This is a genomic window from Streptomyces montanisoli, from assembly GCF_017813245.1.
Lineage (GTDB): Bacteria > Actinomycetota > Actinomycetes > Streptomycetales > Streptomycetaceae > Streptomyces > Streptomyces montanisoli.
Window position 1 is genome coordinate 1 of record NZ_JAGIQL010000251.1, and the last position, 6,817, is coordinate 6,817.

At 73.8% G+C, this 6,817-nt stretch carries 3 protein-coding genes and 1 pseudogene; 3 read left to right on the forward strand and 1 reads right to left on the reverse strand.

What is annotated here, in order from left to right; all coding sequences use genetic code 11:
• Positions 1–189: 189 nt before the first annotated feature.
• Positions 190–2,139, reverse strand: coding sequence for an ABC transporter ATP-binding protein (locus tag JFN87_RS31300; RefSeq protein ID WP_209345608.1), 1,950 nt, complete (start codon positions 2,137–2,139; stop codon positions 190–192).
• Between the two features lie 87 nt (positions 2,140–2,226).
• Here JFN87_RS31300 and JFN87_RS31305 point away from each other — a divergent pair.
• From JFN87_RS31305 to JFN87_RS31315, 3 genes and pseudogenes are all read left to right on the forward strand, one after another.
• Positions 2,227–2,685: pseudogene (locus JFN87_RS31305) on the forward strand (MarR family winged helix-turn-helix transcriptional regulator); the annotation flags it as partial.
• Positions 2,686–2,939: 254 nt separating this feature from the next.
• Positions 2,940–4,979 (forward strand): ABC transporter transmembrane domain-containing protein, encoded by a 2,040-nt coding sequence (locus JFN87_RS31310; RefSeq protein WP_209345610.1) that lies wholly within the window; start codon positions 2,940–2,942, stop codon positions 4,977–4,979.
• Positions 4,976–6,766: an ABC transporter ATP-binding protein gene (locus JFN87_RS31315; RefSeq protein WP_209345611.1), complete on the forward strand. Its 1,791-nt coding sequence runs from the start codon at positions 4,976–4,978 to the stop codon at positions 6,764–6,766. Before JFN87_RS31310 ends, JFN87_RS31315 begins: the two co-directional genes overlap by 4 nt.
• Positions 6,767–6,817 lie beyond the last annotated feature (51 nt).

The window sequence follows — 6,817 nt, forward strand, 5'->3', positions numbered from 1 at the left end:
CCGCCAGCACCAGGCGCCCGCGCCGGGTCAGCCGCGGGCGGCCCGCACCGCGCCCGGAGGGCGTCCGGCGTGCCCGTCGCCTGCCCGGCCGCGACCCCGCCCCGGCGGGTCGATATGACCTTTTTGTCATATCAGGACCGTAACGTGCCGCCCCAGGCGATCAGGGGAGGCCGCGACGTGTTGGGACGCTCAGCGAGGGACCGGCGCCAGCGGCGCGGAGCCGCCGGGAGCGCTCGCGTCCGCACCGCTGTCCGCGCGTACGAGCGCGCCGGCGTCCCCGCGGACACCCGCGCCGCTGTCCCTGCGGACGAGCGCCGCGTACCGGCCGTCCAGCGCGAGCAGTTCCTCGTGCGTGCCGCGCTCGGCGATTTGCCCGCCGTCCAGGACGACGATCTCGTCCGCGTCCCGCACCGTGGAGAGCCGGTGCGCGATGGTGACCGTGGTGCGCCCGGCGGAGAGCGCGTCGATGGCCTGCTGCACGGCGTGCTCCGTCCTGGTGTCGAGCGCGCTCGTCGCCTCGTCGAGGATCAGCACGGGCGGGTCGCGCAGGATGGTGCGGGCGATGGCGAGGCGCTGCTTCTCACCGCCGGAGAAGCGGTAGCCGCGCTCCCCCACAAGGGTGTCGTAGCCGTCCGGCAGGGAAGCGATGTGGTCGTGGATCTGCGCGGCCCTCGCCGCGGTCTCGATCTCCTCGTCCGTCGCGTCCGGCTTGGCGAACCGCAGGTTGTCCGCGACGGAGGCGTGGAAGAGGTACGTCTCCTGGGAGACCACGCCGACCGCGCGGGCCAGCGAGTCGAAGGCGAGGTCGCGCACGTCGACGCCGTCGAGCGTGACGCGCCCCGCCGTCACGTCGTACAGGCGCGGCACCAGGTAGCTGAGCGTGGACTTGCCGGATCCTGTGGGCCCGACGACGGCCAGGCTGCCGCCCGCCGGCACGCTCAGGTCGATGGACTCCAGTGTCCTGCGCTCCCCCGCGGAGTCAGGCGGTTTCCCGGCCGTACCGGCCGCCTCCGCGGACGCGCCGTAGGAGAAGTCGACGCCCTCGAAGCGAATCTCGCCCTTCACCCGGTCCTCGGTCAGCTCCACCGGGTGCTCGGGCTCGGTGATGTCCACCGGCAGGTCCAGGTACTCGAAGATCCGGGCGAACAGGGCGAGCGACGTCTGCATCTGGACGCCGGTGGCGAGCAGGGACACGGCGGGGCGGAACAGCCCCTGCTGGAGCGAGACGAAGGCGACCAGCGTGCCGATGGAGATCGCCGCCGCGCCGCTGTGCAGCACGATGCCGGCCGCCCAGTAGATGACCGCGGGCATGGCGGCCATGACGATCCCGATGACCGACATGCGCCAGCGGCCGGCCATGTTGGAGCGCACCTCCAGGTCGACGAGGCGCTCGGACTCGTCGGAGAACGCCTTGGTCAGCGAGTCGGACCTGCCCATCGTGCGGCCGAGCAGGATGCCGCTGACGGACAGCGACTCCGTGACGGTCGCCGCCATGGTCGCCATCTGCTTCTGCCGCTGGGTGGTGATCCTCTTGCGCTCGCGGCCGACCCTGCGGCTGATCCAGACGAACACCGGCAGCAGCAGCATCGAGACGAGGGTCAGGCGCCAGTCCAGGGCGATCATCGCGACGACGGTGGCGACGACGGAGGTCAGGTTGGACACCAGCGAGGTCGCCGTGGACGTCACGGTCGCCTGCATGCCGCCGATGTCGTTGGCGATCCTGGACTGCACCTCCCCCGTCCTCGTACGGGTGAAGAAGGCGAGAGGCATCCGCTGGAGCTGGGCGTAGACCGCGGTGCGCAGGTCGTGCATGACGCGCTGGCCGACGGTGGTCGAGATGAGCGTCTGCAGGACGCCGAAGACGCTGTTGACGACGGCGGTGAGGATCATGCCGAGCGCCAGGAGGGACAGCAGGCCCGTGCGGCCCTGCGGGATCGCGACGTCGAGGATCTGCCGGAGCAGGAACGGTGAGGCGACCGTGACCAGGGAGGACGCGGCGACCAGCAGGCCGACCACGGACAGGCGGGCACGGTAGGGGCGGAAGAGGCCGAAGATGCGCCGCAGCTGGGGCGGGCGCTCGGTCCGCTCGGCGCTGTCCGCGCCGGCGGGGGGTTTTCCGAGGGATACGGAGTGGTTCATGGGCTCCTTCGTGGGGTCGATGATTCAGAGAGCGTAGCTCACTATTACCTATGTTCACAATGAGTATGGTCCTGTTATTGTTCCCCCATGGAGAACTCCGCCGGTGACGGCACAGAGCGCGACGGCACCGACCGCGACAGCCGCGTCGCCGAGCAGCTGCTGCGCCTGACGCGCAGGATCCACCACCGCCAGAAGCACCTGCTGCGGCCGGTCGGCATCACCCCTGCGCAGGGCAGGCTCCTGCGCACGGTCGCGCGCTGCGAGACGCCGCCGCGCATGGCGGACCTCGCGGCGCGCCTCGAAGTGGTGCCGCGCGCGGTGACCACGCTGACGGACGGCCTTGAGGCGAACGGCTGGGTGCGGCGCGTGCCCGATCCGGCGAACCGCCGGGTGATCAGGATCGAGCTGACGGACGCGGGGCGCGGCGCGCTCATGGCGCTGCGTGCGGCGCGCCGCGAGGCGGCCGAGGAACTGCTCGCGCCGCTCAGCGACGAGCAGCGTGACACGCTCGGCGCGCTGCTGTCACGGCTGACGGGCGAGGCGGGTGGGAACGGCGGGGACGGCGGGGAGCCTCACGCGCGCGGTGGCGAGCGCAGCGGCGACCGCGGTAGCGAGCAGGGTGACGAGCGCGGTAGGGGGCGTGGTGACGCGCGCGGTAGCGAGCGTGGTGACGCGCGCGCGCAGGCGGCCCCGCCAGCCTGAGGCTCCCGCACCGCACCCACCGGAAAAGCGATTGCCCCTCACCCGCGGAAAGGCGAAGCTGGCACGCCTGCCTCGCCCGACCACGAGCATGGGACATCATGCAGATTCGCGACCTTCCCTACGAGGACCCCGGCACCCCGGACGCCCGCTCCGGCGGCCGGTACCTGCTGTGGCTGTTCCGCAGCCAGCTCGGCGGCCAGGCAAAGGCCCTCGGCTGGGGGCTGCTCCAGCAACTGGGCCTCGCGGGGCTGCCCGTGGGCTCCGGGCTCGCCGTGCAGGCCGTCGTCGACGGTTCGGGGGGCGGGCTCGCGCTCGCGGGCGGGCTGATCGCACTGTTCGGCATCGCGCTGACGATCGGCGACACCATGCTGCACCGGGTCTCGGTGACGAACTGGATCACCGCGGCCGCCCGTCTCCAGCAGTCGCTCTCGCGCAAGACGACCGAGCTCGGCTCGACCCTCTCGCGGCGCGTCGCCGCCGGTGAGATCGTCACCGTCTCGACCGGCGACGTCGAGAAGATCGGCTGGTTCGTGGAGGCGCTGTCGCGGTTCGTCGCGGCGGCCCTCGCGATCGTGCTGATCGCGGTGGGCCTGCTGCTGTACGTGCCGTCACTCGGCCTGCTGGTCGCCGTCGGCGTACCGGTGCTCGCGCTCGCCGTCCTGCCGCTGCTCGCGCCCGCCACGCGCCGCGCCGACGTGCAGCGCGAGAAGGCCGGACGGGCCACCGAGCTGGCCTCCGACACGGTCGCCGGACTGCGCGTGCTGCGTGGCGTGGGCGGGGAGGAGCTGTTCCTCGGGCGGTACCGGAAGGTGTCGCAGGAGGTGCGGCGGGCCGCGGTGCGCAGCGCCCGCATGTGGTCGCTGATCTCCGCCGTCCAGGTGCTGCTGCCCGGCCTGATGCTGATCGCCGTGGTCTGGTGCGGGGCGCACCTCGCGCTGGACGGCCGGATCACGCCGGGCGAGCTGGTGACGGTCTACAGCGCGGTGACCCTGCTCCTCGTGCCGCTCCAGCGGTTCGAGGAGATCGCCATCGCGTACTCGGTGTCGCGGCCCTCGGCGACGCGCGCCGCGCGGGTGCTGTCCCTGGTGCGGACGGACGTGACCGCGGGCGCCGGCGGCGACGCCGCCGCGGTGACGTCGCCCGCCGGCGACCTGTACGACCCGGTCAGCGGCCTGATCGCGCCCTCCGGCGCACTGACCGCCGTCGTCTGCGGGGACCCGGACGCGGCGGGACGGCTGGCCGACCGCCTGGGCGGGCACGGCGTCGGTTCGGCGACCGACCGCGAGGACCGCGGCAGCGACGACGACCTGATGGGCGGCGAGAGCGCCCGGCGGGCGGGCGGCGCCTTCCGGGCCGGCGCTTCCCGGGCCGGCGCTTCCGGTGCGGACGCTTCCCGGGCCGGCGCTTCCCGCGCGGACGCGGACGCGGAGGCCGTGCCGTCGGTGCTGCTCGGCTCCACGGCCCTGGACGAGGTGCCGCTCGACGTGGCGCGCACGGCCGTCCTCGTCCAGGACAAGGACCCGGTGCTGCTGTCCGGCACGCTCGCCGAGCTGCTCGACGTGCCGTCGTCCGGCACGGTCGCCGCACGCCGCGCGCTGGCCGCGGCGCAGTGCGACGACGTGCTCGACGCGCTGGTGCGTACGTCGATGGCCGGCGAAGGCGACCGGGACGCGATGCGGGCGCGCATCACCGAGCGCGGCAGGTCGCTCTCGGGCGGCCAGCGCCAGCGCCTCGCCCTGGCCCGCTCCCTCGTCGCCGACCCGGAGGTGCTGGTGCTCGACGAGCCGACGTCGGCCGTCGACTCGCACACCGAGGCGCGGATCGCCGACGGCGTCAGGCGCCTGCGCTCGGGCCGTACGACGGTGGTGTTCACCTCGTCGCCGCTGGTCCTGGACCGCGCCGACCGTGTGGTGTTCGTGCACGGCGGGAAGGCCGTGGCCGAGGGCGGGCACCGGGCGTTGCTCGACGAGGACGCGCGCTACCGCGCCGTCGTCACCCGGGAGACCGAGGCGGGGTCCGCCGAGCCCGGGAGCGCGGCGTTCGGTACGCACGTCGCTGACGGCATGGGACGCCGACACCGCGCAGACGTGGCGGACGTACACGAGGCAGACGTACACGAGATGGAGGAATCGGCATGATCGGCGTGGCGAGGCCGGAGCACGATCCGGCCGCCCCCGAGTCCGCGACGACACTGCCCGTCGGCTCCGTGGCGACCGTACGGGCCTACGTCGCGGGCCTGTTGAGGCGCCACCGCCGCGCGTTCACGGTGCTGATCTGCGTCAACGCCGTGTCAGTCGTGGCGTCGATGGTCGGGCCCTACCTGCTCGGCGGCGTCGTCGACCGGCTCGCGCACGGGGCGCGGAGCGCCGGCGACCTGCATCTGCCGCTGATCACCGCGCTGTTCGCGGTGGCGCTCGTCGTGCAGACGGTGCTCACGCGGTCGGTGCGGCTGCGCGGAGCCGTGCTCGGCGAGGAGATGCTCGCCGACCTGCGCGAGGACTTCCTCGTCCGGTCGGTGGGGCTGCCGCCCGGCGTCCTGGAGCGCGCGGGCACCGGCGACCTGCTGTCGAGGATCACCACGGACATCGACCGCCTCGCGGACGCGATGCGCGAGGCCGTGCCACAGCTCGCCATCGGCGTGGTGTGGGCGGTGCTGCTGCTGGGCGCGATCACGGTGACCGCGCCGCCGCTCGCGCTCGCGGTGCTGATCGCGCTGCCTGTGCTGGTGGTGGGGTGCCGCTGGTACTTCAGGCGCGCGCCGTCCGCGTACCGCTCGGAGGCCGCCGGGTACGCGGCCGTCGCCGCGTCCCTCACGGAGACCGTGGACGCGGGCCGCACCATCGAGTCGTACCGGCTCGGCGCGCGGCGCGTGGCCCTTTCCGACCTGCGCGTGGGCCGCTGGACGGCATGGGAGCGGTACACGCTGTGGCTGCGCACGGTGCTGTTCCCGGTCATCAACGCCACCCACGTGATCATCTTCCTCGCCACGCTGGTGCTCGGCGGGACCTTCGTCCTGCAGGGCTGGCTCGACGTGGGCCAGCTGACGACGGGTGCGCTGTTCGCGCAGATGCTGGTCGACCCCGTGAGCCTGATCCTGCGCTGGTACGACGAGCTCCAGGTCGCGCAGGTGTCCATCGCGCGGCTGGTCGGCGTGCGGGACATCGAGCCGGACGCGGGTGACGCCGCGCTCAGCCCAGCGGGCCGTGACGTCAGCGCGGACGAGGTGCGGTTCGGCTACCTGGAGGGCGTGGACGTCCTGCACCGGGTGTCCCTGGACGTCGCGCCCGGCACGCGCGTCGCGCTGGTCGGCCCGTCGGGCGCGGGCAAGTCGACGCTCGGCAGGCTGCTGGCGGGGATCTACGGGCCTCGGCGCGGCACGGTCACGCTGGGCGGCGTCCCGCTGGCCCGGATGCCCGCCGAGTCTGTGCGGCGGCATGTCGCGCTGGTCAACCAGGAGCACCACGTCTTCGTCGGGTCGCTGCGCGACAACCTCGCCCTCGCCCGCGCGGACGCGACGGACGAGGAGCTGTGGGCCGCGCTCGGCGCCGTGGACGCGGACGGCTGGGCGCGTGGCCTCGCGGACGGCCTGGACACGGAGGTCGGCTCGGGCGGCACCGCGCTCACCCCGGCACAGGCGCAGCAGATCGCGCTGGCCCGGCTCGTACTCGCCGACCCGCACACGCTGGTACTCGACGAGGCGACCTCGCTCCTCGACCCGCGGGCCGCCAGGCACCTGGAGCGCTCGCTGGCGCGCGTGCTCGACGGCCGCACGGTGATCGCGATCGCGCACCGCCTGCACACGGCGCACGACGCGGACGTGATCGCGGTGGTCGAGGACGGCAGGATCAGCGAACTGGGCCCGCACGAGGACCTGGTGGCGGCGGACGGCGCGTACGCGGCCCTCTGGCGCTCCTGGCACGGCTGAGGTGGGCGCGGCGGGCCGGGTCCGCACGCCGTGCGGGGTCGGAAGAGCACT